We start from the raw sequence: 24333 nt of genomic DNA, 5'->3' as shown, positions 1-24333 counted from the left end.
GTCCTTTTTCAAGACACTCATTGAATTCCTATGCGTGATCCAGATACTTCCGGCACCACCAAGAAGCGCGTCATTGTCGGCATGTCCGGCGGCGTGGACTCTTCCGTTTCCGCCCTCCTGCTGATCGAGCAGGGTTATGAGGTGGAAGGCCTGTTCATGAAGAACTGGGAGGAAGACGACGGGACCGAATACTGCACTGCCATGGACGACCTGGCGGACGCCCAGGCCGTGTGCGACAAGATCGGCATCAAGCTGCACACCGCCAACTTCGCCGCCGAGTACTGGGACAACGTGTTCGAACACTTCCTGGCCGAGTACAAGGCCGGTCGCACGCCGAACCCGGACATCCTCTGCAACCGCGAAATCAAGTTCAAGGCGTTCCTCGACTACGCCATGATGCTGGGCGCCGACCTGATCGCCACCGGTCACTACGTGCGCCGCCGCGACATCGACGGGCGCACCGAACTGCTCAAGGGCCTGGACCCGAACAAGGACCAGAGCTACTTCCTGCACGCCGTCGGCGGCGAACAGATTGCCAAGACCCTGTTCCCGGTGGGTGAACTGGAGAAGCCCGAAGTGCGGGCCATCGCCGAAAGACATGCCCTCGCCACCGCCAAGAAGAAAGACTCCACCGGGATCTGCTTCATTGGCGAGCGCCGCTTCAGCGATTTTCTCAAGCAGTACCTGCCGGCGCAGCCGGGCGAAATCAAGACCACCGAAGGCGAAGTCATCGGCCGTCATCATGGCCTGATGTACCACACCATCGGCCAGCGTCAGGGCCTGGGCATCGGCGGCTTGAAAGACGCCGGCGAAGAGCCGTGGTACGTACTGATCAAGGACCTGGAGCACAACGAGTTGATCGTCGGCCAGGGCAACGACCACCCTTGGCTGTTTTCCCGCGCCCTGCTCGCCTCCGACATCTATTGGGTCAACCCGATCGACCTGAGCGAACCGCGCCGCCTGACGGCCAAGGTGCGCTATCGCCAGAGCGACCAGCCCTGCACCCTGGAAAAGACCGCCACAGGCTACCGTGCCACCTTCGACGATCCGCAACGGGCGGTGACGCCCGGCCAGTCCGTGGTGTTCTACGACGGTGAAATCTGCCTGGGCGGCGGTGTGATCGAAGTCGCAGAGCCGTGGAGCAGCAAGGCATGAGCCCGACCCAGGAGCAACTGACGGCGCTGGGCGGTGTGTTTCTCGCCGCCGTGCTGGTGGACCGGATCGCCAAGACCGGCCAGACCTCCGAGGCCGGCCTGAGCTGCATGCTCGGCAGCCTGCTGGTACGCGACCCCAGGGACACCCTGGAAGTCTACGGCGGCGACGACTTGAACCTGCGCGAAGGCTACCGCGCACTGATCGGCGCCCTGGAGCGCGATCCCAGCGCCCTGCAACGCGAGCCGCTGCGCTATGCCCTGTCGATGCTGGGCCTTGAACGCCAGCTCGCCAAGCGCGACGACCTGCTGGACACCATCGGCAAGCGCCTGCCGCAGATCCAGTCCCAGGTCGAGCACTTCGGCCCGTCCCATGAAAACGTCGTCGCCGCCTGCGGCGCCCTGTATCAGGACACCTTGAGCACCCTGCGCCAGCGCATCCAGGTGCACGGCGACATGCGCAACCTGCAGCAACCGAGCAACGCCTCGAAAATTCGCGCCCTGTTACTGGCGGGCATCCGTTCGGCGCGGCTGTGGCGGCAACTGGGTGGGCATCGCTGGCAGTTGGTGATCAGCCGACGCAAACTGTTGAAAGAGCTTTACCCGTTGATGCGCAACGAATAAGTCGCCTCAACCCGTTTTTTACTTCATCACGCGTAATACGCCGGTCAGTTGGCGACGGACCGGCGCTTGTTTTCATGTATGATACGCGCCCCATTTCGTTGCCCGACTGTCCGAGAACACCCCATGCAGCTCTCTTCGCTCACTGCGGTTTCCCCTGTAGACGGCCGCTACGCCGGCAAAACCCAGGCCCTGCGCCCGATTTTCAGCGAGTACGGCCTGATCCGTGCCCGCGTCCTGGTTGAAGTGCGCTGGCTCCAGCGCCTGGCCGCCCACCCCGCCATCGGCGAAGTCCCGGCGTTTTCCGCCGAAGCCAACGCGGTGCTGAACACCCTGGCAGAGAATTTCGCGCTGGAGCACGCCGAGCGCGTCAAAGAGATCGAACGCACTACCAACCACGACGTCAAGGCGATCGAGTACCTGCTCAAGGAGCAGGCGGCCAAGCTGCCGGAATTGGCCAACGTCAGTGAGTTCATCCACTTCGCCTGCACCAGCGAGGACATCAACAACCTGTCCCACGCCCTGATGCTGCGTGAAGGTCGTGACGACGTGATGCTGCCGCTGATGCGCCAGATTGCCCAGGCCATCCGCGAACTGGCGATCCGTTTCGCCGACGTGCCGATGCTGTCGCGCACCCATGGTCAACCCGCATCGCCGACCACCCTGGGCAAAGAGCTGGCGAACGTGGTGTACCGCCTGGAGCGCCAGATCGCTCAAGTTGCCGCCGTGCCTCTGCTGGGCAAGATCAACGGCGCCGTGGGCAACTACAACGCCCACCTGTCGGCCTACCCGGAAATCGACTGGGAAGCCAACGCCCGCGCCTTCATCGAAGACGAGCTGGGCCTGAGTTTCAACCCATACACCACCCAGATCGAACCGCATGACTACATCGCCGAGCTGTTCGACGCGATCGCGCGCTTCAATACCATCCTGATCGACTTCGACCGCGACATCTGGGGGTATATCTCCCTGGGCTACTTCAAGCAGCGCACCATTGCCGGCGAAATCGGTTCCTCGACCATGCCGCACAAGGTCAACCCGATCGACTTCGAAAACTCCGAAGGCAACCTGGGCATCGCCAACGCACTGTTCCAGCACCTGGCGAGCAAACTGCCGATCTCCCGCTGGCAGCGTGACCTGACCGACTCCACCGTGCTGCGCAACCTGGGCGTGGGTTTCGCCCACAGCGTCATTGCCTACGAAGCCAGCCTCAAGGGCATCGGCAAGCTGGAGCTGAACGAGCAGAAGATCGCCGCCGACCTGGATGCCTGCTGGGAAGTCCTGGCTGAGCCGATCCAGACCGTCATGCGTCGCTACAACATCGAAAACCCGTACGAAAAACTGAAAGAACTGACCCGTGGCAAGGGCATCAGCCCCGAAGCGTTGCAGACTTTCATCGACGGCCTGGATATGCCTGCCGATGCCAAGTCGGAGCTGAAGAAGCTGACCCCGGCCAGCTACATCGGCAACGCCGCGGCACAAGCCAAGCGCATCTGAGACACGGCTACACCCTTGAGACGCCCGGCCGCGCCGGGCGTTTTTATTCGCGTCTGAAAAGTATATTTTTTCAATAGGTTACACATGAATCCTGATATTCCTCTGCAACTCCTGGGCGGCATCACGGCACGGGAGTTCCTGCGCGACTACTGGCAGAAGAAACCGTTGCTGATCCGCCAGGCGATTCCTGAATTCGAAAGCCCGATCGATGCCGACGAACTGGCCGGCCTGGCCCTGGAAGAAGAAGTCGAATCGCGCCTGGTGCTCGAACACGGCGAGCGCCCTTGGGAGCTGCGTCGCGGCCCGTTCGCCGAAGACGAGTTCAGCAAGCTGCCGGAGCGCGACTGGACCTTGCTGGTGCAAGCGGTAGATCAGTTCGTCCCGGAAGTCAGCGAGCTGCTGGAGCACTTCCGCTTCCTGCCGAGCTGGCGCATCGACGACGTGATGATCAGCTTCGCCGCCCCGGGTGGCAGCGTCGGCCCACACTTCGATAATTACGACGTGTTCCTGCTGCAGGGCCACGGTAAGCGCAACTGGAAAATCGGCCAGATGTGCGACTCCGACAGCCCGCTGCTGCCCCATGCCGACCTGCGCATTCTTGCCAACTTCGAGGCCACCGACGAGTGGGTCCTGGAGCCAGGTGACATGCTCTACCTGCCGCCGCGCCTGGCCCACTGCGGCGTAGCTGTGGATGACTGCTTGACCTACTCCGTAGGGTTCCGCGCACCAAGCGCCGCCGAAGTACTGACCCACTTCACCGACTTCCTCAGCCAGTTCCTGCCGGACGAGGAACGCTACACCGACGCCGACGCGCGCCCGGTGAGCGATCCACATCAGATCCAACACGACGCCCTCGACCGCCTCAAGGGTTTGCTGGCCGAGCACATGAGCGACGAACGCCTGCTACTGACCTGGTTCGGCCAGTTCATGACCGAGCCGCGCTACCCGGAACTGGTGGTAGGGCCGGAACTGGAAGAAGACGACCTGCTGGCCGGCCTGGAACAGGGTGCCGTGATCATCCGCAATCCGAGCGCGCGCCTGGCCTGGTCGGAAGTCGATGACGACCTGCTGCTGTTCGCCAGCGGTCAGAGCCGCTACCTGCCAGGCAAGCTGCGCGAACTGCTGAAAATGATCTGCGCGGCCGATGCCCTGCACATTGAAAACCTCAGCCCATGGCTGGCCGACGAAGACGGTCGCGGCCTGATCTGTGAGCTGGTCAAGCAAGGCAGCCTGGGGTTCGCCGATGAATAAAATCCACGTTCGTGTCGCAGACTGGCAGAAGGACAACGCCGAGATCCGGCGCATTCGTGAGAGCGTATTCATTGTCGAGCAGTCCGTCCCACCCGAGCTGGAATGGGATGCCGACGATCAGAGCGCGGTGCATTTCCTCGCCTTCGAAGGCGATTTCCCCATCGGCACCGCGCGCCTGCTGACCGACGGTCACATTGGCCGTGTCTCGGTGCTCAAGGACTGGCGCGGCCTGAAAGTGGGCGATGCGCTGATGCACGCGCTGATCGCCGAAGCCGAGAAACGCGGGCTCAAGCAACAGAAGCTCAGCGCCCAGGTGCATGCCACGCCGTTCTATGAGCGGCTGGGTTTTGCGGTGGTCAGCGAGGAGTTCCTGGAAGCAGGAATTCCCCATGTGGACATGGTCCGGCACTCAGCCTGACACGATCCTCTGAGGGGGATTTATCTGTGGCGAGGGGATTTATCCGCGCTGGGCTGCGTAGCAGCCCCAATGGGGTTGAATTACATTGACCTGATACACCGCGGCGATTGATTTAGAGGCTGCTTCGCTGCCCAGCGGGGATAAATCCCCTCGCCACAAGACCACCTTGCAACACCTGAAACGCCCCGCCATCCCCGATGCCGGGGCGTTTTGCCGTCTATCATTCAACTTGCCCCACCCTGGGCCGACAAACTGGCAATATCAAGCCTTTGTCCCGCGGAGAAATGGAATGTCCTTACGCACCCTCCTGGCCACCCTGCTGCTCGGCTGCAGCCTGTCGGTCATGGCCGACACGCAAGTCGTGCCGTTGAACTACCGCACCAGCGCCGATCTGCTCCCGGTAGCGCAGAATTTCATCGGCAAGGACGGCCAGGTCAGCGCCTACGGCAACCAGCTGATCGTCAATGCCGACCCCGGCAAGATTGAAGAACTCCGGCAATTCCTGGCCCAATTGGACACCGCTCCCAGACGCTTGCTGATCACGGTCGACACCAACGAAAACAACCTGCAGGGCGACCAGGGCTACTCCATCAACGGAGCCGCCCCCAGCCAGACCCGCATCATCAACCGCAGCACGGCCAGCCGTGACGGCGGCGTGCAACAGGTACAAGCCAGCGAAGGCCAGCCGGCGCTGATTCAGGTGGGTCAGAGCGTACCGTTCACCAGTAACCAGACGGACACCTACGGTCGCATGCAAAGCCAGACTGAATACCGCAACGTCACCCAAGGCTTCTACGTCACGGCGAGCGTCACCGGCGAGACCGTTCATCTGAGCATCAGTACCAACCGTGACCGCATGAGCCAGGAACGTCCCGATGTAGTGAACGTTCAGAGTACCGACACAACTGTCAGCGGACGGCTGGGCGAATGGATCACGCTGGCCGGCGTGAATCGCCAGACCCAGGCCGACAAACAGGGCCTGACCCGCAGCTACTCGACACAAGGCCGTGACGACATGATTCTGCGGGTCAAGGTCGACACCCTGAACTGAAGCACCAGAAACTGACTGACGAGTCGTATTAGACCAAAGATGTAGTGCTTGAAAAAAAGCACTACAAAACGTTTGACGAGCCAAAAAACCGAAGGCATGATGGCCTCGCTCCCGCTAATCAGGGGCCCTGGCAAGGGCCTTCGGGTCGCCGCTTGCATCTACCCCGCAAGCCGATTCGTGTCTGTACCGCCCACAAGGTGTGTTTGACGAGGTTGCGACTGGAACGAAGTTGTCCCGAGGGACGGAAGCGTAACTAGGTAACCCGGCATCACTCTGAGTTCGTACAAGGGCCCACGACGCCCGAATGCGCCCGCAGTCCGCCTCTACCTGCTCACTTTCCCCTCGAGCCCATCGTTCATCCCGTCGCCTCCCCGCCTGAACCGACTTGTATGCCCGGCCCCCTGGCCAGCGAGCAGCCTTCTTCGCCAATGACTGGCGGATCGGCAGGAGCAGGAATCTTCCACACCCGACGATGCGACGAGGTTTATTTCCATGGCACTGACACGCGAACAGCAAATTGCAGCCCTTGAAAAAGACTGGGCTGAAAACCCACGCTGGAAAGGCGTGAAGCGCAATTATTCCGCTGCTGACGTCGTCCGCCTGCGTGGCTCGGTTCAACCTGAGCACACCTTTGCGAAAATGGGCGCCGAGAAGCTGTGGAACCTGGTGACCCAGGGCGCCAAGCCATCCTTCCGTCCCGAAAAAGATTTCGTCAACTGCATGGGCGCCCTGACCGGCGGCCAGGCGGTACAGCAAGTCAAGGCCGGCATCCAGGCGATCTACCTGTCGGGCTGGCAAGTGGCTGCGGACAACAACTCCGCCGAGTCGATGTACCCCGACCAGTCGCTGTACCCGGTGGATTCGGTTCCGACTGTGGTCAAGCGCATCAACAACTCGTTCCGTCGCGCCGACCAGATCCAGTGGAAAGCCGGCAAGAACCCGGGCGACGAAGGCTATATCGATTACTTCGCACCGATCGTGGCTGACGCCGAAGCCGGTTTCGGCGGCGTCCTGAACGCCTACGAGCTGATGAAGAGCATGATCGAGGCAGGCGCCGCTGGCGTTCACTTCGAAGACCAACTGGCCTCGGTGAAAAAATGCGGCCACATGGGCGGCAAAGTACTGGTACCGACCCAGGAAGCCGTGCAGAAGCTGACCGCTGCCCGCCTGGCCGCCGACGTTGCCGGCGTACCGACCATCATCCTGGCCCGTACCGACGCCAACGCCGCCGACCTGCTGACCTCCGACTGCGATCCGTATGACCAGCCGTTCGTGACCGGTACCCGCACCCAGGAAGGTTTCTACAAAGTGCGCGCCGGCCTCGACCAGGCCATCGCCCGCGGCCTGGCCTACGCCCCATACGCCGACCTGATCTGGTGCGAAACCGCCAAGCCGGACCTGGATGAGGCCCGCCGCTTTGCCGAAGCGATCAAGAAGGAATACCCGGACCAGATCCTGTCGTACAACTGCTCGCCTTCCTTCAACTGGAAGAAAAACCTGGACGACGCGACCATCGCCAAGTTCCAGCGCGAACTGTCCGCCATGGGCTACAAGCACCAGTTCATCACCCTGGCCGGCATTCACAACATGTGGCACAGCATGTTCAACCTGGCGCACGACTACGCCCGCAACGACATGACCGCCTACGTGAAGCTGCAGGAGCAGGAATTTGCCGACGCCGCCAAGGGCTACACCTTCGTGGCTCATCAACAGGAAGTGGGCACCGGCTACTTCGACGACATGACCACCGTGATCCAGGGCGGCGCTTCGTCGGTGACCGCACTGACCGGTTCGACCGAAGAAGAGCAGTTCCACTGATCAATGGGTAACGGCCCTTGCGGACCGAATAAAAGCTAACCGCAAGGCCGACGATCTGACGCCCCGACTGGTTCGGGGCTTTTTTTTCGCCTGCATTTCAAGAACAGCATCGACCCTGTGGGAGCCGAGCTTGCTCGCGATAGCGGTAGGTCAGTCGACAACGATGCCGCCCGGTCGACCGCCATCGCGAGCAAGCTCGGCTCCCACAAGTCTTGCCGCCTGACTGACAGGCATTGGACACAAGAAATCGAAGAGTCTTCAGAAAAATTGATCGAACGCAGCAACAGACAGTCCGAAAAAGAGTAAAACGGCCAGCGCTGACAATTGCAGCAGCGAGCCTGTAAGAAAAGTTCTCAGCTACTGCACCGGGATATTGATGGAAAGTCCGCACAAACAACAATAATTATCATTTGCAAGGCATTATCATTGTTGTACCGCGCACGAAATATAATAGATGAATTATCGGCCAATGCCCGCTGGGCCTGGGCTGCGCAGCCTTGGAGGTGCGCTATGTCCTTATTCCAATAAATAATTTCGCTACAGGAATTTTACTTGCCCGGTGTTTAGCCATAAAATCACCGCGATTGATTGCTGCGACATATCGTCACTGCGTTATTTCTTTCAAGCTCAGAGGCCCTTTGCCCTCTGTTAAGGATTTCCAGCATGCCCGAAGCGACAGGACTCATGGCCCACAACTGGGGCTTTGCCATTTTCCTTCTGGGTGTCGTCGGCCTGTGTGCCTTCATGCTCGGGCTGTCGAGCCTGCTCGGGTCAAAAGCCTGGGGCCGCAGCAAAAACGAACCGTTCGAGTCCGGCATGCTGCCTACCGGCGGCGCCCGCTTGCGGCTCTCAGCCAAATTCTATCTGGTCGCGATGCTTTTCGTGATCTTCGATATCGAAGCCCTCTTTCTCTTTGCCTGGTCTGTGTCCGTCCGCGAAAGCGGCTGGACCGGATTTGTCGAAGCTCTCGTTTTCATAGCAATTCTGTTGGCAGGTCTTGTCTACCTTTTCCGGGTGGGGGCACTTGATTGGGCTCCGGAAGCTCGGCGCAAGCGGCAAGCGAAGCTGAAACAATGAGGCTTTGGCAATGCAATACAATCTCACCAGGATCGACCCCGATGCTCCTAACGAGCAGTATCCGATTGGCGAACGGGAAACCGTTTCCGATCCGTTAGAAGATCAAGTCCACAAAAACATCTTCATGGGCAAGCTCGAAGACGTGCTGAACAGCACGGTCAACTGGGGTCGCAAGAACTCCCTGTGGCCGTACAACTTCGGCCTTTCGTGCTGCTACGTGGAAATGACCACCGCCTTCACGGCGCCCCACGACATCGCGCGCTTTGGCGCCGAGGTGATCCGGGCATCGCCGCGCCAGGCGGATTTCATGGTTATCGCCGGTACCTGCTTCATCAAGATGGCGCCGATCATCCAGCGTCTCTATGAGCAAATGCTCGAACCGAAGTGGGTCATCTCCATGGGTTCGTGCGCCAACTCCGGTGGCATGTACGACATCTATTCCGTCGTTCAAGGGGTGGACAAGTTCCTGCCCGTGGACGTCTACGTGCCTGGCTGCCCGCCCCGCCCCGAAGCTTTCCTGCAAGGCCTGATGCTGTTGCAGGAATCGATTGGCCAGGAGCGTCGCCCACTGTCCTGGGTCGTTGGCGATCAAGGCGTCTATCGCGCCGAGATGCCGTCGCAAAAGGAACAGCGCCGCGAACAGCGTATCGCAGTCACCAACCTGCGCAGCCCCGACGAAGTCTGATCCAGCTCTGTTCCTGAACAAGAAACACGAACCTGGCTTCATTCTTTACGTTGACCGAAAGCGATAAATAACCATGACTACAGGCAGTGCTCTGTACATCCCGCCCTACAAGGCAGACGACCAGGATGTGGTCGTCGAACTGAACAACCGTTTTGGCCCCGAGGCGTTCACCGCCCAGCCGACCCGCACCGGCATGCCGGTGCTTTGGGTTGCCCGCGCCAGACTCGTCGAAGTCCTGACCTTCCTGCGCAACCTGCCCAAGCCGTACGTCATGCTCTATGACCTGCACGGCGTGGACGAGCGCCTGCGCACCAAGCGCCAGGGCCTGCCCGACGGCGTCGACTTCACCGTGTTCTATCACCTGATGTCGATCGAGCGTAATAGTGACGTAATGATCAAGGTCGCCTTGTCCGAGAGCGACCTCAGCGTGCCGACCGTGACCGGCATCTGGCCGAACGCCAACTGGTACGAACGTGAAGTGTGGGACATGTACGGGATCGATTTCCCCGGCCACCCGCACCTGACGCGCATCATGATGCCGCCGACCTGGGAAGGTCACCCGCTGCGCAAGGACTACCCGGCCCGTGCCACCGAGTTCGACCCGTTCAGCCTGTCCCTGGCCAAGCAACAGCTCGAGGAAGAGGCCGCGCGCTTCAAGCCTGAAGACTGGGGCATGAAGCGTTCGGGCGCCAACGAGGACTACATGTTCCTCAACCTGGGCCCGAACCACCCTTCGGCCCACGGTGCGTTCCGCATCATCCTGCAACTGGACGGCGAAGAGATCGTCGACTGCGTCCCGGACGTCGGCTACCACCACCGTGGCGCCGAGAAAATGGCCGAGCGCCAGTCCTGGCACAGCTACATTCCGTACACCGACCGGATCGACTACCTCGGCGGCGTGATGAACAACCTGCCGTATGTGCTTTCGGTCGAGAAACTGGCCGGGATCAAGGTTCCGGACCGGGTCGACGTCATCCGCATCATGATGGCCGAGTTCTTCCGTATCACCAGCCACCTGCTGTTCCTGGGCACCTACATCCAGGACGTCGGCGCCATGACGCCGGTGTTCTTCACCTTCACCGACCGCCAGAAGGCGTACACGGTGATCGAAGCCATCACCGGCTTCCGCCTGCACCCGGCCTGGTACCGCATCGGTGGCGTTGCCCACGATCTGCCACGTGGCTGGGAAAAGCTGGTCAAGGACTTCGTCGAGTGGATGCCCAAGCGCCTGGACGAATACACCAAGGCTGCCCTGCAGAACAGCATCCTCAAGGGTCGCACCATCGGCGTCGCGGCCTACAACACCAAGGAAGCCCTGGAATGGGGCGTCACCGGTGCAGGCCTGCGTTCCACCGGTTGCGACTTCGACCTGCGCAAGGCACGCCCCTACTCCGGCTACGAGAACTTCGAGTTCGAAGTACCGCTGGCGGCCAACGGCGATGCCTATGACCGCTGCATGGTTCGCGTCGAGGAGATGCGCCAGAGCGTCAAGATCATCGAGCAATGCATGCGCAACATGCCGGAAGGCCCGTACAAGGCGGATCACCCGCTGACCACGCCGCCGCCCAAGGAGCGCACGCTGCAGCACATCGAGACCCTGATCACGCACTTCCTGCAGGTTTCGTGGGGCCCGGTCATGCCGGCCAACGAGTCCTTCCAGATGATCGAAGCGACCAAGGGCATCAACAGTTATTACCTGACGAGCGACGGCGGCACCATGAGCTACCGTACCCGGATCCGCACCCCAAGCTACCCGCACCTGCAGCAGATCCCTTCGGTGATCAAAGGCAGCATGGTCGCGGACTTGATCGCGTACCTGGGTAGTATCGATTTCGTTATGGCCGACGTGGACCGCTAAGCATGAACAGCACGCTTATCCAGACAGACCGTTTCGCCCTGAGCGAAACCGAGCGCTCGGCCATCGAGCACGAGCTGCATCACTACGAAGACCCGCGCGCGGCGTCGATCGAAGCCCTGAAGATCGTCCAGAAGGAACGTGGCTGGGTGCCTGACGGCGCGCTCTACGCCATCGGCGAGATCCTCGGCATCCCGGCGAGCGACGTCGAAGGCGTCGCCACCTTCTACAGCCAGATCTTCCGCCAACCCGTAGGCCGCCACATCATTCGCGTCTGCGACAGCATGGTCTGCTACATCGGTGGCCACGAATCCGTGGTCAGCGAAATCCAGAGCAAGCTGGGCATCGGCCTCGGCCAGACCACCGCCGACGGCCGTTTCACGCTGCTGCCGGTGTGCTGCCTGGGCAACTGCGACAAGGCTCCGGCGCTGATGATCGACGACGACACCTTCGGTGACGTTGCACCCGCCGGCGTTGCCAAATTGCTGGAGGGCTACGTATGACCCTGACTTCCTTCGGGCCCGCCAACCGCATCAAGCGCTCGGCCGAAACCCATCCCCTGACCTGGCGCCTGCGTGACGACGGCGAAGCCGTGTGGCTGGACGAGTACCAGGCCAAGAACGGCTACGCCGCCGCGCGCAAGGCGTTCGCCGACATGGCCCAGGACGACATCGTCCAGACCGTGAAGGACTCCGGCCTCAAGGGTCGCGGCGGTGCGGGCTTCCCCACCGGCGTGAAGTGGGGCCTGATGCCCAAGGACGAATCCATCGACATCCGCTACCTGCTCTGCAACGCGGATGAAATGGAACCCAACACCTGGAAGGACCGCATGCTGATGGAGCAACTGCCCCATCTGCTGATCGAGGGCATGCTGATCAGCGCCCGTGCGCTGAAAACCTACCGTGGCTACATCTTCCTGCGCGGCGAATACACCACCGCCGCCAAGCACCTGAACCGTGCCGTGGAAGAAGCCAAGGCCGCAGGCCTCCTGGGCAAGAACATCCTGGGCAGCGGCTTCGATTTCGAGCTGTTCGTCCATACCGGCGCCGGGCGTTACATCTGCGGTGAAGAAACCGCACTGATCAACTCCCTGGAAGGCCGTCGTGCCAACCCGCGCTCCAAGCCGCCCTTCCCTGCCGCCGTGGGCGTGTGGGGCAAGCCGACCTGCGTGAACAACGTCGAGACCCTGTGCAACGTGCCGGCGATCATCGCCGACGGCGTGGACTGGTACAAATCCCTGGCCCGCGACGGCAGCGAAGACATGGGCACCAAGCTCATGGGCTTCTCCGGCAAGGTCAAGAATCCCGGCCTGTGGGAACTGCCTTTCGGCGTCACCGGCCGCGAGCTGTTCGAGGACTACGCCGGCGGCATGCGCGACGGCTACAAGCTCAAGTGCTGGCAGCCCGGTGGTGCCGGTACCGGTTTCCTGTTGCCGGAGCACCTGGACGCACAGATGTACGCCGGCGGCATCGCCAAGGTGGGCACCCGGATGGGTACCGGCCTGGCCATGGCGGTGGACGACAGCGTCAACATGGTGTCGCTGCTGCGCAACATGGAGCAGTTTTTCTCCCGTGAATCCTGCGGCTTCTGCACCCCTTGCCGCGATGGCCTGCCCTGGAGCGTCAAGCTGCTGATGGCCATCGAGAACGGCGAAGGTCAGCCCGGCGACATCGAGACCCTGCTGGGTCTGGTGGGTTTCCTCGGCCCAGGCAAGACCTTCTGTGCTCACGCACCGGGTGCCGTGGAGCCGTTGGGCAGCGCGATCAAATACTTCCGCTCTGAATTCGAGGCCGGCATCGCGCCTACCCGCGCAGGCGACCTCAATCAGGTGGTCACGCCGACCATGGTCGGCGCGTAACACGCTTAAGAAGGCGAAGGGTCCGTGCCCTTCGCCTTTCGTCCGATGACGCCTTTGCAGGCTGTTTGGATTCGGACGAACGACAAGATTCCATTAGCCACGCCCGCTGACACCGGGCCAACGAAGAACTTTGAACCATGGCCACTATCCACGTAGACGGCAAAGCGCTCGAAGTCGACGGGGCAGACAACCTGTTACAGGCATGTCTGTCGCTAGGCCTCGACATCCCTTATTTCTGCTGGCATCCCGCGCTTGGTAGCGTCGGGGCCTGCCGGCAGTGCGCGGTCAAGCAGTACACCGACGAAAACGACACCCGTGGTCGGATCGTCATGTCCTGCATGACCCCCGCCACCGACAACACCTGGATCTCCATCGACGATGAAGAATCCAAGGCGTTCCGCGCCAGTGTCGTCGAATGGCTGATGACCAACCACCCGCACGACTGCCCGGTCTGCGAGGAAGGCGGTCACTGCCACCTGCAAGACATGACCGTGATGACCGGCCACAACGAGCGCCGTTATCGCTTCAAGAAGCGCACCCACCAGAACCAGCAACTGGGCCCGTTCATCTCCCACGAGATGAACCGCTGCATCGCCTGCTACCGCTGCGTGCGCTATTACAAGGACTACGCCGGCGGCACCGACCTTGGCGTGTTCGGCGCCCACGACAACGTGTACTTCGGTCGCGTTGAAGACGGCACCCTGGAAAGCGAGTTCTCCGGCAACCTCACCGAGGTCTGCCCGACGGGTGTGTTCACCGACAAGACCCACTCCGAGCGCTACAACCGCAAGTGGGACATGCAGTTCTCGCCAAGCATCTGCCACGGCTGCTCCAGCGGTTGCAACATCAGTCCGGGCGAGCGCTACGGCGAACTGCGTCGCATCGAGAACCGCTACAACGGTTCGGTGAACCAGTATTTCCTGTGCGACCGCGGCCGCTTCGGCTACGGCTACGTCAACCGCACGGATCGTCCACGCCAGCCGCTGCTGGCCGACGGTACCAAGCTGAGCCTGGACGCTGCCCTGGACAAGGCCGCCGAACTGCTGCGCGGCCGCAACATCGTCGGCATCGGTTCGCCACGGGCCAGCCTGGAAAGCAACTACGCACTGCGTGAACTGGTCGGCGCCGAGCACTTCTACAGCGGCATCGAAGCCGCTGAACTGGAGCGCATCCGCCTGGTGCTGCAAGTGCTCAAGGACAGCCCGCTGCCCGTGCCGACGATGCGCGACATCGAAGACCACGACGCCGTGTTCGTCCTCGGCGAAGACCTGACCCAGACCGCCGCACGCATGGCCCTGGCCCTGCGCCAGTCGGTCAAGGGCAAGGCCGAGGACATGGCCGACGCCATGCGCGTCCAGCCGTGGCTCGACGCTGCCGTGAAGAACATCGGTCAGCACGAGCTGAACCCGCTGTTCATCGCCAGCCTGGCTGAAACCAAGCTCGACGACGTCGCCGAGGAATGCGTCCACGCCGCTCCTGACGACCTGGCGCGCATCGGCTTTGCCGTCGCCCACGCCCTGGACGCCAGCGCCCCGGCCGTCGAAGGCCTGGACAGCGAAGCGACCGCCCTGGTCCAGCGCATCGCCGATGCCCTGCTGGCCGCCAAGCGTCCGCTGGTGATCGCCGGTACCTCCCTGGGCTCTAAGGCCCTGATCGAGGCCGCCGCCAACATCGCCAAGGCCCTGAAGCTGCGCGAGAAGAACGGTTCCATCAGCCTGGTCGTGCCGGAAGCCAACAGCCTCGGCCTGGCCATGCTCGGTGGCGAATCGGTCGATGCCGCGCTGCAAAAGGTGATCGATGGCAACGCCGACGCCATCGTGGTGCTGGAAAACGATCTGTACACCCGCACCGACAAAGCCCGTGTGGACGCCGCGCTGAACGCCGCAAAAGTGGTGATCGTCGCCGACCACCAGAAGACCGCCACCACCGACCGCGCCCACCTGGTGCTGCCGGCGGCGAGCTTCGCCGAAGGCGACGGTACGCTGGTCAGCCAGGAAGGCCGCGCCCAACGCTTCTTCCAGGTCTTCGACCCGCAATACCTGGACGCCAGCATCCTGGTCCACGAAGGCTGGCGCTGGCTGCACGCCCTGCGCGCCACCCTGCTGAACCAGCCGATCGACTGGACGCAACTCGACCACGTCACCGCTGCCTGTGCCTCCAGCACCGAGCAACTGGCCGGCATCGTCGACGCCGCGCCGTCCGCCGCGTTCCGCATCAAGGGCCTGAAACTGGCCCGTGAACCGCTGCGTTACTCCGGCCGCACCGCCATGCGCGCCAACATCAGCGTTCATGAACCGCGCACCCCGCAGGACCAGGACACCGCGTTCGCCTTCTCCATGGAAGGTTACTCGGGCTCCGCCGAACCGCGCTCGCAAGTGCCGTTCGCCTGGTCTCCGGGCTGGAACTCGCCGCAGGCCTGGAACAAGTTCCAGGACGAAGTCGGTGGTCACCTGCGTGCCGGTGATCCGGGCACCCGCCTGATCGAAAGCCATGGCGACGGCCTGAGCTGGTTCGCCAACGTGCCGCGCGCCTTCAACCCGGCACCGGGCACCTGGCAGGTCGTGCCGTTCCATCACCTGTTCGGCAGCGAAGAGAACTCTTCCAAGGCCGCTCCGGTACAGGAACGCATCCCGGCCGCCTACGTGGCGCTGGCCAAGTCCGAAGCCGATCGTCTGGGTGTCAACGACGGCGCCCTGCTGAGCCTGAACGTGGCCGGCCAGACCCTGCGTCTGCCGCTGCGCATCAATGAAGAACTGGGCGTCGGCCTGGTGGCCCTGCCGGCCGGCCTGGCGGGAATCCCGCCGGCGGTGTTCGGTAAAACCGTCGACGGTCTGCAGGAGGCAGCGCAATGAGCTGGTTCACCCCTGAAGTGATCGATGTGATCCTGACGGTCCTCAAGGCCATCGTGATCCTGCTGGCCGTGGTGGTCACAGGCGCATTGCTGAGCTTTGTCGAACGTCGCCTGCTGGGCTGGTGGCAGGACCGCTACGGTCCGAACCGCGTCGGCCCGTTCGGCATGTTCCAGATCGCCGCCGACATGATCAAGATGTTCTTCAAGGAAGACTGGACGCCACCCTTTGTCGACAAGGTGATTTTCACCCTGGCGCCGGTGGTGGCCATGAGCGCCTTGCTGATCGCCTTTGCGATCATCCCGATCACCCCGACCTGGGGCGTGGCGGACCTGAACATCGGCCTGCTGTTCTTCTTCGCCATGGCCGGCCTGTCGGTGTACGCGGTGCTGTTCGCCGGCTGGTCGAGCAACAACAAGTACGCCCTGCTGGGCAGCCTGCGGGCGTCGGCCCAGACTGTGTCCTACGAGGTGTTCATGGGCCTGGCGCTGATGGGCGTGGTGGTCCAGGTCGGCTCGTTCAACATGCGCGACATCGTCGAGTACCAGGCCCAGAACCTGTGGTTCATCATTCCGCAGTTCTTCGGCTTCTGTACCTTCTTCATCGCTGGCGTAGCCGTGACCCACCGTCACCCGTTCGACCAGCCGGAAGCGGAACAGGAACTGGCCGACGGTTACCACATTGAATACGCCGGCATGAAATGGGGCATGTTCTTCGTGGGCGAGTACATCGGTATCGTCCTGATCTCGGCACTGCTGGTGACGCTGTTCTTCGGCGGCTGGCACGGTCCGTTCGACATCCTGCCGCAACTGTCCTTCGTGTGGTTCGCCCTGAAGACCGCGTTCTTCATCATGCTGTTCGTCCTGCTGCGCGCCGCCATCCCGCGCCCGCGCTACGACCAGGTGATGGACTTCAGCTGGAAATTCTGCCTGCCGCTGACCCTGATCAATTTGCTGGTGACCGCTGCGATCGTGTTGATGAACACGCCTGCGGCCGCGGTTCAGTGAGGATTTGACCCATGTTCAAATATATTGGCGACATCGTTAAGGGTACCGGTACCCAACTGCGAAGCCTGGTCATGATCTTCGGCCATGGCTTTCGCAAGCGCGACACCCTGCAATACCCGGAAGAGCCGGTCTACCTGGCACCGCGTTACCGCGGCCGCATCGTCCTGACCCGCGACCCCGACGGCGAGGAGCGCTGCGTGGCGTGCAACCTGTGCGCCGTGGCCTGCCCGGTGGGCTGCATCTCGCTGCAGAAAGCTGAAACCGAAGACGGTCGCTGGTACCCGGACTTCTTCCGTATCAACTTCTCGCGCTGCATTTTCTGCGGCCTCTGCGAGGAAGCATGCCCGACCACCGCGATCCAGCTCACGCCGGATTTCGAAATGGCGGATTTCAAACGTCAGGACCTGGTGTACGAGAAAGAAGATCTGCTGATTTCCGGTCCCGGTAAAAACCCTGATTACAACTTCTATCGTGTTGCAGGTATGGCCATTGCCGGTAAGCCGAAAGGCGCCGCGCAGAACGAAGCCGAACCGATCAACGTGAAGAGCTTGCTGCCTTAAGGAAGAAAGATGGAATTCGCTTTCTATTTCGCATCGGGTATCGCGGTGGTGTCCACGCTTCGTGTGGTCACCAACACCAACCCCATACATGCCCTGCTCTACCTGATCATTTCGCTCATCGCCGTGGCCATGACCTTCTTCGCTCTCGGCGCGCCGTTCGCCGGCGCCCTGGAAGTGATCGCCTACGCCGGCGCCATCATGGTGCTGTTCGTGTTCGTGGTGATGATGCTGAACCTCGGCCCGGCCTCGGTCCAGCAGGAGCGCAACTGGCTCAAGCCCGGCATCTGGGCGGGGCCGGTGATTCTCGCCGCCCTGTTGCTGGGTGAACTGCTGTATGTGCTGTTCGCTCACCAGAGCGGCCAGGCCATCGGTCATACCACCGTAGGCGCCAAGACCGTGGGCATCAGCCTGTTCGGTCCGTACCTGCTGGTGGTCGAACTCGCCTCGATGCTGCTGCTTGCCGCAGCCGTCACGGCGTTCCATTTGGGCCGTAACGAGGCGAAGGAGTAATCACATGCCTGCTATCCCTCTCGAACACGGTCTGGCGGTTGCCGGCATCCTGTTCTGTCTCGGTCTGGTCGGCCTGATGGTCCGCCGCAACATTCTGTTCGTGCTGATGAGCCTGGAGGTCATGATGAATGCCGCCGCCCTGGCCTTCATCGTCGCGGGCGCTCGCTGGGCGCAGCCCGATGGACAGATCATGTTCATCCTGGTGATCAGCCTGGCAGCCGCCGAGGCCAGTATCGGCCTGGCGATCCTGTTGCAGCTGTATCGCCGCTTCCACACGCTCGATATCGACGCTGCCAGTGAGATGCACGGATGAACATGATCTTTCTGACTTTCGTATTTCCCCTGATCGGCTTCCTGCTGCTGGCGTTCTCCCGTGGACGTCTCTCGGAAAATCTTTCGGCCCTGATCGGTGTCGGCTCCATCGGCCTGTCGGCGATCGTCGCCGCCTACGTGATCTGGCAATTCAACGTCGCACCGCCCGAAGGTGGTCACTACACCCTGGTGCTGTGGCAATGGATGGCGGTGGAAGGCTTCACGCCGAACTTCGCCCTGTACATCGACGGCCTGTCGATCACCATGCTGGGCGTCGTGGTCGGCGTGGGTTTCCTGATCCACCTGTTCGCGTCCTGGTACATGCGTGGTGAAGCCGGTTACTCGCGTTTCTTCGCCTACACCAACCTGTTCATCGCCAGCATGCTGTTCCTGGTGCTCGGCGATAACCTGTTGTTCCTGTACTTCGGCTGGGAAGGCGTGGGCCTGTGCTCGTACCTGTTGATCGGTTTCTACTACAGCAACCGCAACAACGGCAACGCGGCACTCAAGGCGTTCATCGTCACCCGCATCGGCGACGTGTTCATGGCCATCGGCCTGTTCATCCTGTTCCAGCAACTGGGCACGCTGAACATCCAGGAACTGCTGGTCAAGGCACCCGAGCACTTCAAGGTCGGCGACTTCTGGATCGTCCTGGCGACCCTGATGCTGCTGGGCGGCGCCGTCGGTAAATCCGCGCAACTGCCGCTGCAGACCTGGTTGGCGGACGCGATGGCCGGCCCTACCCCGGTATCGGCTCTGATCCACGCTGCCACCATGGTGACCGCGGGCGTCTACCTGATCGCCCGTACCCATGGCCTGTTCGCTCTGGCGCCGGACATCCTCCACCTGGTGGGCATCGTCGGTGGCGTGACCCTGGTACTGGCCGGCTTTGCCGCCCTGGTACAGACCGACATCAAGCGGATCCTCGCCTACTCGACCATGAGCCAGATCGGCTACATGTTCCTGGCCCTGGGCGTCGGCGCCTGGGAAGGCGCGATCTTTCACCTGATGACCCACGCCTTCTTCAAGGCCCTGCTGTTCCTTGCTTCCGGTGCGGTGATCGTCGCCTGCCACCACGAGCAGAACATCTTCAAGATGGGCGGCCTGTGGAAGAAGCTACCGTTGGCCTACTTAAGCTTCATCGTCGGCGGCGCGGCCCTGGCGGCCCTGCCACTGGTGACGGCCGGCTTCTACTCCAAGGACGAGATCCTCTGGGAAGCGTTCGCCAGCGGTAACCAGGGCTTGCTCTATGCCGGCCTGGTGGGTGCGTTCATGACCTCGCTGTACACCTTCCGCCTGATTTTCATCGCGTTCCATGGTGAAGCCAAGACCGAAGCCCACGCCGGCCACGGGATTGCCCATTGGCTGCCGCTGTCGGTGCTGATCGTGCTGTCGACCTTCGTCGGCGCCATGATCACCCCGCCGCTGCACGGTGTGCTGCCGGAAAGCGTCGGCCATGCCGGCGGCGAAGCCAAGCACAGCCTGGAAATCGCCTCCGGCGCCATCGCCCTGGCGGGTATCCTGCTGTCCGCCCTGCTGTTCCTGGGCAAGCGTCGCTTCGTCACGGCCATCGCCAACAGCGGCCTCGGCCGTGTCCTTTCGGCCTGGTGGTTCGCTGCCTGGGGCTTCGACTGGATCTACGACAAACTGTTCGTCAAGCCATACCTTGCGATCAGCCACATTCTGCGCAAAGACCCGCTCGACCAGACCATTGGCCTGATCCCGCGCATGGCCAAGGGCGGCCACACTGCCCTGAGCCGTACCGAGACCGGTCAACTGCGTTGGTATGCGGCTTCCATGGCGGCTGGCGCCGTGCTGGTTATCGGCGCCATCGTGCTGGTAGCGGTCTGATATGAACCTTGCGAACTTGCGAAAGGAAACGAGCCCGTCATGATTCTGCCCTGGCTAATCCTGATCCCCTTCATCGGCGGCCTGCTGTGCTGGATCGCGGAGCGCTCCAGCTCCACGCTCCCGCGCTGGATTGCGCTGCTGACCATGTCCCTGGAACTCGCGCTCGGCCTCTGGCTGTGGGCGACCGGTGACTATTCATTCGCCCCGGCCCCTGGTGCCAACCCGACCTGGGCGCTTGAATTCAAGCACCTCTGGATCGAACGCTTCGGCATCAGCGTGCACCTGGCCCTCGACGGCCTGTCGCTGCTGATGATCCTGCTGACCGGCCTGCTGGGTATCCTCTCGGTACTCTGCTCCTGGAAAGAGATCCAGCGTCATGTCGGCTTCTTCCACCTGAACCTGATGTGGATCCTGGGCGGTGTCGTCGGCGTGTTCCTGGCGCTGGACCTGTTCATGTTCTTCTTCTTCTGGGAAATGATGCTGGTGCCGATGTACTTCCTCATCGCGCTCTGGGGTCACAGTTCTTCGGACGGCAAGAAGACCCGGATCTACGCGGCGACCAAGTTCTTCATCTTCACCCAGGCGTCCGGCCTGATCATGTTGGTGGCGATCCTTGGCCTGGTGCTGGTCAACTTCAATAACACCGGCGTGATTACCTTCAACTACGCCGACCTGTTGAAAGTGCAGATGTCGCGCAGCACCGAGTACGTGCTGATGCTGGGCTTCTTCATCGCTTTCGCGGTGAAGCTGCCGGTGGTGCCGTTCCACTCCTGGCTGCCGGATGCCCACGCCCAGGCGCCGACCGCAGGTTCCGTGGACCTGGCCGGTATCTTGCTGAAGACAGCGGCCTACGGCCTGCTGCGTTTCGCCCTGCCGCTGTTCCCCAACGCCTCGGCCGAGTTCGCGCCGATTGCGATGACCCTGGGCCTGATCGGGATCTTCTACGGTGCGTTCCTGGCGTTCGCCCAGACCGACATCAAGCGCCTGATCGCCTTCTCCAGCGTCTCGCACATGGGCTTCGTGCTGATCGGGATCTACTCCGGCAGCCAGCTCGCCCTGCAAGGCGCGGTGATCCAGATGCTCGCCCACGGCCTGTCGGCGGCGGCGCTGTTTATCCTCAGCGGCCAGTTGTATGAGCGCCTGCACACCCGGGACATGCGTGAGATGGGTGGCCTGTGGTCGCGCATCGCCTACCTGCCGGCCATCAGCCTGTTCTTCGCGGCCGCCTCCCTGGGCCTGCCGGGAACCGGCAACTTCGTCGGCGAGTTCCTGATCCTGATCGGTACCTTCGTCAGCGCGCCGTGGATCATCGCCATCGCCACCTCCGGCCTGGTGTTCGGTTCGGTCTATTCGCTGATCATGATCCACCGCGCCTACTTCGGCCCGTCGAAGTCGGACGAAGTGCTGCGCGGCATGGACGGTCGCGAACTGATCATGGTGCTGGGCCTGGCGATGCTGCTGGTCTACCTCGGCGTCTACCCGCAGCCGTTCCTCGACACGTCTGCCGCCACCATGCATGGCGTGCAGCAGTGGCTCGGCACCGCCTTCTCTCAACTCGCTTCGGCCCGGTAAGAGCGCTATGGAATTCACGATTCAACACTTTATCGCGCTTGCACCGCTGCTGATCACCAGCGCCACGATCATCGTGGTGATGCTGGCGATCGCCTGGCGGCGCAATCACTCACAGACCTTCCTGCTGTCGGTGGCGGGGCTGAACCTGGCCTTGCTGTCGATCCTGCCGGCCCTGAAAGTCGCGCCACTGGCGGTCACGCCGTTGCTGCAGATCGACAGCTTCGCCTGCCTGTACATGGCGCTGATCCTGGTCGCCACGCTGGCCTGCGTCACCCTCGCCCACGCCTACCTGGGCGACGGCGGTTCGGGTTACCCGGGCAACCGTGAAGAACTGTACCTGCTGATCCTGATGGCCGCCGCCGGCGGCCTGGTCCTGGTCAGCGCGCAGCACCTGGCCAGCCTGTTCATCGGCCTGGAACTGCTGTCGGTGCCGGTCTACGGCCTGGTGGCCTACGCCTTCTTCAACAAGCGCTCCCTGGAAGCCGGCATCAAGTACATGGTGCTGTCGGCAGCCGGTTCGGCGTTCCTGTTGTTCGGCATGGCGCTGCTCTACGCGGAAGCCGGTACCCTGAGCTTCGTCGGTATCGGCCAGGCCCTGGCGGCCACCGGCCTGCCTAGCCCGATCGCGCAACTGGGCCTGGGCATGATGCTGATCGGCCTGGCGTTCAAGCTGTCGCTGGTACCGTTCCACCTCTGGACCCCGGACGTCTACGAGGGCGCCCCGGCGCCGGTGGCGGCGTTCCTGGCCACGGCCTCGAAAGTGGCGGTGTTCGCGGTGATGGTGCGTCTGTTCCAGATCTCGCCAGTGGCCAGCAGTGGCGTGCTGAGCAACGTGCTGACCATCATCGCCATCGTGTCGATCCTGTTCGGTAACCTGCTGGCGCTGACCCAGAGCAACCTCAAGCGTCTGCTGGGTTACTCATCCATCGCCCACTTCGGTTACCTGCTGATCGCCCTGATCGCCAGCAAAGGCCTGGCGGTGGAAGCCATCGGCGTGTACCTGGTCACCTACGTGATCACCAGCCTCGGCGCCTTCGGCGTGATCACCCTGATGTCCTCGCCGTACAACGGCCGCGACGCCGACGCCCTGTACGAATACCGCGGCCTGTTCTGGCGCCGTCCGTACCTGACCGCCGTGCTGACCGTGATGATGCTGTCCCTGGCCGGCATCCCGCTGACCGCCGGCTTCATCGGCAAGTTCTATATCGTCGCGACCGGCGTCGAGGCTCATCAATGGTGGCTGGTCGGCTCCCTGGTGCTGGGCAGCGCCATCGGCGTGTTCTACTACCTGCGCGTCATGGTCACCCTGTACCTGATGGAACCCAACCTGCGTCGCCACGACGCAGAGTTGCACTGGGAGCAGAAAGCTGGCGGCGTGATGCTGCTGGCCATCGCCATCCTGGCGTTCTTCCTCGGCGTGTACCCGCAGCCGTTGCTGACCCTGGTCCAGCAGGCGGGCCTGACAGGCTGATTGCCTGAGTCCCGTCGCTGTGAAAAACCCGTATCGCGAGATGCGGGTTTTTTTATGGCTGTGTTTCCCTGGGTGCAAACGGCCCCCTGTGGCAAGGGATTTGGCGAAACGTCGCACCGCCCCGCTGGGCTGCATGGCAGCCCCAATGCTGACCACTCAACTGATCTGACCCACCGATTGCAGTAGGGGGGCCGCTTCGCGCCCCAGCGGGGCGGTGCGACGTTTCGCTAAATCCCCTCGCCACAGGGACATAGTGTTCCTACAAAAAATTTGCTGAACAGGAATTTTCTGACGAGTCGCGGCGGTTGCCGGTTCGGAAGGCACGAAGATAGGCTTTGCGGGTCGCTGCAAATTCAGCGACCAGGTTTGGTCACCTGTCCAATGTCAGGCGCATACGCGCCAACCTCAGCATGGCGGCACTTTTGTCGGTATGCTTTGCGGTGGGCTGTGCGCGGGGCACTTTCGAGTGCGCCGGGTGCCTGACTTCCCGGTTGACCAACCTGCGTACCGCCCACCACCCTCGTTTGGTCACGTGGGGAATGAGCGCCACTTCCAAGTCAGGAGCTTCACCATGGTCAAGGTAACCCCAATCCCCCAAAGGCTGAAAACCTTTCCGCCTACACCTCTCTCGATACAAAAAAGCTTCGCGAAGCCGCCGATCGGGCGCTGAGTGTACATTTATCCCCATCTACCCCAAGTAAACCCGACACCCAGGACGGCCAGGTCTTTTCAGTGGTTCCGGGTATCAACACGGAATCGGTGTTGACCACGCTCAGCGAAACCCTCGCCTCGGCCAATGCAATGGTCAGTGACCTGGCGTTTGAACTCGAAGTTTCGAGACGACATGTGGCACTTGGCATTCAGCAACTGATCGAACTGGGCTCGCTGCTGGCCAATCGCGCGTTGGATGACTTGGACC

The 24333-nt window shown here is 62.1% G+C and carries 20 protein-coding genes and 1 pseudogene; all 21 read left to right on the top strand.

All coding sequences use genetic code 11. The annotated features are described in order from the left end of the window. Positions 1 to 30: 30 nt before the first annotated feature. On the top strand, positions 31 to 1155 hold the full coding sequence (gene mnmA, locus AD665_RS03115) for a tRNA 2-thiouridine(34) synthase MnmA (protein WP_024779306.1): 1125 nt from the start codon (positions 31 to 33) through the stop codon (positions 1153 to 1155). Continuing rightward, entirely contained in the window at positions 1152 to 1775 is a 624-nt protein-coding gene (gene hflD / locus AD665_RS03110; protein ID WP_024779307.1) for a high frequency lysogenization protein HflD, read from the top strand. The genes mnmA and hflD overlap by 4 nt, the downstream gene beginning before the upstream one ends. Before the next feature lie 123 nt (positions 1776 to 1898). Beyond that, positions 1899 to 3269, top strand: a complete 1371-nt coding sequence (gene purB / locus AD665_RS03105) for an adenylosuccinate lyase (protein WP_024779308.1) — start codon at positions 1899 to 1901, stop codon at positions 3267 to 3269. 84 nt (positions 3270 to 3353) lie between these two features. After that, a complete protein-coding gene (locus tag AD665_RS03100; RefSeq protein ID WP_024779309.1) occupies positions 3354 to 4520 on the top strand; it encodes a ribosomal protein uL16 3-hydroxylase in 1167 nt (388 codons plus the stop codon). Then, entirely contained in the window at positions 4513 to 4938 is a 426-nt protein-coding gene (locus AD665_RS03095) for a GNAT family N-acetyltransferase (protein ID WP_024779310.1), read from the top strand. The genes AD665_RS03100 and AD665_RS03095 overlap by 8 nt, the downstream gene beginning before the upstream one ends. 289 nt (positions 4939 to 5227) lie before the next feature. Next, on the top strand, positions 5228 to 5989 hold the full coding sequence (locus tag AD665_RS03090) for a secretin N-terminal domain-containing protein (RefSeq protein ID WP_024779311.1): 762 nt from the start codon (positions 5228 to 5230) through the stop codon (positions 5987 to 5989). A 492-nt stretch (positions 5990 to 6481) separates the two neighbouring features. Then, positions 6482 to 7807 carry an isocitrate lyase gene (aceA, locus tag AD665_RS03085; RefSeq protein ID WP_024779312.1) on the top strand — a complete coding sequence of 442 codons (1326 nt, stop codon included), beginning with the start codon at positions 6482 to 6484 and terminating at the stop codon, positions 7805 to 7807. A 663-nt stretch (positions 7808 to 8470) separates the two neighbouring features. Further along, the gene (locus AD665_RS03080; protein ID WP_024779313.1) at positions 8471 to 8884 is read left to right on the top strand and encodes an NADH-quinone oxidoreductase subunit A; all 414 of its coding nucleotides are present in this window, start codon (positions 8471 to 8473) and stop codon (positions 8882 to 8884) included. Between the two features lie 10 nt (positions 8885 to 8894). Next, positions 8895 to 9569 (top strand): NuoB/complex I 20 kDa subunit family protein, encoded by a 675-nt coding sequence (locus tag AD665_RS03075; RefSeq protein WP_024779314.1) that lies wholly within the window; start codon positions 8895 to 8897, stop codon positions 9567 to 9569. Positions 9570 to 9642: 73 nt separating this feature from the next. Further along, complete coding sequence (gene nuoC / locus AD665_RS03070) at positions 9643 to 11427, top strand: NADH-quinone oxidoreductase subunit C/D (protein ID WP_024779315.1); 1785 nt, start codon at positions 9643 to 9645, stop codon at positions 11425 to 11427. A 2-nt stretch (positions 11428 to 11429) separates the two neighbouring features. After that, on the top strand, positions 11430 to 11927 hold the full coding sequence (gene nuoE / locus AD665_RS03065; protein WP_024779316.1) for an NADH-quinone oxidoreductase subunit NuoE: 498 nt from the start codon (positions 11430 to 11432) through the stop codon (positions 11925 to 11927). Beyond that, positions 11924 to 13282 carry an NADH-quinone oxidoreductase subunit NuoF gene (gene nuoF, locus AD665_RS03060; protein WP_024779317.1) on the top strand — a complete coding sequence of 453 codons (1359 nt, stop codon included), beginning with the start codon at positions 11924 to 11926 and terminating at the stop codon, positions 13280 to 13282. The genes nuoE and nuoF overlap by 4 nt, the downstream gene beginning before the upstream one ends. Positions 13283 to 13419: 137 nt before the next feature. After that, the gene (gene nuoG, locus AD665_RS03055) at positions 13420 to 16134 is read left to right on the top strand and encodes an NADH-quinone oxidoreductase subunit NuoG (protein WP_024779318.1); all 2715 of its coding nucleotides are present in this window, start codon (positions 13420 to 13422) and stop codon (positions 16132 to 16134) included. Continuing rightward, complete coding sequence (nuoH, locus tag AD665_RS03050; protein ID WP_024779319.1) at positions 16131 to 17138, top strand: NADH-quinone oxidoreductase subunit NuoH; 1008 nt, start codon at positions 16131 to 16133, stop codon at positions 17136 to 17138. The genes nuoG and nuoH overlap by 4 nt, the downstream gene beginning before the upstream one ends. A gap of 11 nt (positions 17139 to 17149) precedes the next feature. Then, positions 17150 to 17698 carry an NADH-quinone oxidoreductase subunit NuoI gene (nuoI, locus tag AD665_RS03045; RefSeq protein WP_024779320.1) on the top strand — a complete coding sequence of 183 codons (549 nt, stop codon included), beginning with the start codon at positions 17150 to 17152 and terminating at the stop codon, positions 17696 to 17698. A 9-nt stretch (positions 17699 to 17707) separates the two neighbouring features. After that, positions 17708 to 18208, top strand: coding sequence for an NADH-quinone oxidoreductase subunit J (gene nuoJ, locus AD665_RS03040; RefSeq protein WP_024779321.1), 501 nt, complete (start codon positions 17708 to 17710; stop codon positions 18206 to 18208). Positions 18209 to 18212: 4 nt separating this feature from the next. Then, positions 18213 to 18521, top strand: a complete 309-nt coding sequence (nuoK, locus tag AD665_RS03035) for an NADH-quinone oxidoreductase subunit NuoK (protein WP_024779322.1) — start codon at positions 18213 to 18215, stop codon at positions 18519 to 18521. Continuing rightward, on the top strand, positions 18518 to 20371 hold the full coding sequence (nuoL, locus tag AD665_RS03030; protein ID WP_024779323.1) for an NADH-quinone oxidoreductase subunit L: 1854 nt from the start codon (positions 18518 to 18520) through the stop codon (positions 20369 to 20371). Before nuoK ends, nuoL begins: the two co-directional genes overlap by 4 nt. Before the next feature lie 39 nt (positions 20372 to 20410). Continuing rightward, on the top strand, positions 20411 to 21943 hold the full coding sequence (gene nuoM / locus AD665_RS03025; RefSeq protein ID WP_024779324.1) for an NADH-quinone oxidoreductase subunit M: 1533 nt from the start codon (positions 20411 to 20413) through the stop codon (positions 21941 to 21943). A 7-nt stretch (positions 21944 to 21950) separates the two neighbouring features. Further along, positions 21951 to 23414, top strand: coding sequence for an NADH-quinone oxidoreductase subunit NuoN (nuoN, locus tag AD665_RS03020; RefSeq protein WP_024779325.1), 1464 nt, complete (start codon positions 21951 to 21953; stop codon positions 23412 to 23414). A 585-nt stretch (positions 23415 to 23999) separates the two neighbouring features. Continuing rightward, positions 24000 to 24332 (top strand): annotated as a pseudogene (locus AD665_RS28095) (DUF6124 family protein); the annotation flags it as partial. Between the last annotated feature and the right edge of the window lies 1 nt (position 24333).

The sequence above is a fragment of the Pseudomonas corrugata genome (genome assembly GCF_001269905.1).
Taxonomy (GTDB): domain Bacteria; phylum Pseudomonadota; class Gammaproteobacteria; order Pseudomonadales; family Pseudomonadaceae; genus Aquipseudomonas; species Aquipseudomonas corrugata.
Note: the sequence above shows the minus strand (reverse complement) of the source record. Positions and strands in the feature narration are given on the sequence as shown.

What these genes read in the sequence shown, in the direction of transcription:
- mnmA (WP_024779306.1), top strand. Translation starts at nt 31, where the DNA reads ATGCGTGATCCAGATACTTCCGGCACCACCAAGAAGCGCGTCATTGTC.
- hflD (WP_024779307.1), top strand. Translation starts at nt 1,152, where the DNA reads ATGAGCCCGACCCAGGAGCAACTGACGGCGCTGGGCGGTGTGTTTCTC.
- purB (WP_024779308.1), top strand. Translation starts at nt 1,899, where the DNA reads ATGCAGCTCTCTTCGCTCACTGCGGTTTCCCCTGTAGACGGCCGCTAC.
- AD665_RS03100 (WP_024779309.1), top strand. Translation starts at nt 3,354, where the DNA reads ATGAATCCTGATATTCCTCTGCAACTCCTGGGCGGCATCACGGCACGG.
- AD665_RS03095 (WP_024779310.1), top strand. Translation starts at nt 4,513, where the DNA reads ATGAATAAAATCCACGTTCGTGTCGCAGACTGGCAGAAGGACAACGCC.
- AD665_RS03090 (WP_024779311.1), top strand. Translation starts at nt 5,228, where the DNA reads ATGTCCTTACGCACCCTCCTGGCCACCCTGCTGCTCGGCTGCAGCCTG.
- aceA (WP_024779312.1), top strand. Translation starts at nt 6,482, where the DNA reads ATGGCACTGACACGCGAACAGCAAATTGCAGCCCTTGAAAAAGACTGG.
- AD665_RS03080 (WP_024779313.1), top strand. Translation starts at nt 8,471, where the DNA reads ATGCCCGAAGCGACAGGACTCATGGCCCACAACTGGGGCTTTGCCATT.
- AD665_RS03075 (WP_024779314.1), top strand. Translation starts at nt 8,895, where the DNA reads ATGCAATACAATCTCACCAGGATCGACCCCGATGCTCCTAACGAGCAG.
- nuoC (WP_024779315.1), top strand. Translation starts at nt 9,643, where the DNA reads ATGACTACAGGCAGTGCTCTGTACATCCCGCCCTACAAGGCAGACGAC.
- nuoE (WP_024779316.1), top strand. Translation starts at nt 11,430, where the DNA reads ATGAACAGCACGCTTATCCAGACAGACCGTTTCGCCCTGAGCGAAACC.
- nuoF (WP_024779317.1), top strand. Translation starts at nt 11,924, where the DNA reads ATGACCCTGACTTCCTTCGGGCCCGCCAACCGCATCAAGCGCTCGGCC.
- nuoG (WP_024779318.1), top strand. Translation starts at nt 13,420, where the DNA reads ATGGCCACTATCCACGTAGACGGCAAAGCGCTCGAAGTCGACGGGGCA.
- nuoH (WP_024779319.1), top strand. Translation starts at nt 16,131, where the DNA reads ATGAGCTGGTTCACCCCTGAAGTGATCGATGTGATCCTGACGGTCCTC.
- nuoI (WP_024779320.1), top strand. Translation starts at nt 17,150, where the DNA reads ATGTTCAAATATATTGGCGACATCGTTAAGGGTACCGGTACCCAACTG.
- nuoJ (WP_024779321.1), top strand. Translation starts at nt 17,708, where the DNA reads ATGGAATTCGCTTTCTATTTCGCATCGGGTATCGCGGTGGTGTCCACG.
- nuoK (WP_024779322.1), top strand. Translation starts at nt 18,213, where the DNA reads ATGCCTGCTATCCCTCTCGAACACGGTCTGGCGGTTGCCGGCATCCTG.
- nuoL (WP_024779323.1), top strand. Translation starts at nt 18,518, where the DNA reads ATGAACATGATCTTTCTGACTTTCGTATTTCCCCTGATCGGCTTCCTG.
- nuoM (WP_024779324.1), top strand. Translation starts at nt 20,411, where the DNA reads ATGATTCTGCCCTGGCTAATCCTGATCCCCTTCATCGGCGGCCTGCTG.
- nuoN (WP_024779325.1), top strand. Translation starts at nt 21,951, where the DNA reads ATGGAATTCACGATTCAACACTTTATCGCGCTTGCACCGCTGCTGATC.